Annotated in this window: 1 protein-coding gene; it reads left to right on the top strand. The window is 57.5% G+C overall.

The genetic code is table 11. The features are described from left to right. Positions 1 to 254, top strand: a 254-nt coding sequence (locus tag SB822_RS58965) for a LacI family DNA-binding transcriptional regulator (RefSeq protein ID WP_410859358.1), incomplete at both ends; no start/stop codon positions are given.

The raw sequence follows: 254 nt of genomic DNA, 5'->3' as shown, positions 1-254 counted from the left end.
CAGTAACGTTATACGATGTCGCAGAGTATGCCGGTGTCTCTTATCAGACCGTTTCCCGCGTGGTGAACCAGGCCAGCCACGTTTCTGCGAAAACGCGGGAAAAAGTGGAAGCGGCGATGGCGGAGCTGAATTACATTCCCAACCGCGTGGCACAACAACTGGCGGGCAAACAGTCGTTGCTGATTGGCGTTGCCACCTCCAGTCTGGCCCTGCACGCGCCGTCGCAAATTGTCGCGGCGATTAAATCTCGCGCC

Origin of the sequence: Paraburkholderia sp. SIMBA_054, assembly GCF_046534875.1 — a bacterium.
Classification (GTDB): domain Bacteria; phylum Pseudomonadota; class Gammaproteobacteria; order Burkholderiales; family Burkholderiaceae; genus Paraburkholderia; species Paraburkholderia hospita.
Note: the sequence above shows the minus strand (reverse complement) of the source record. Positions and strands in the feature narration are given on the sequence as shown.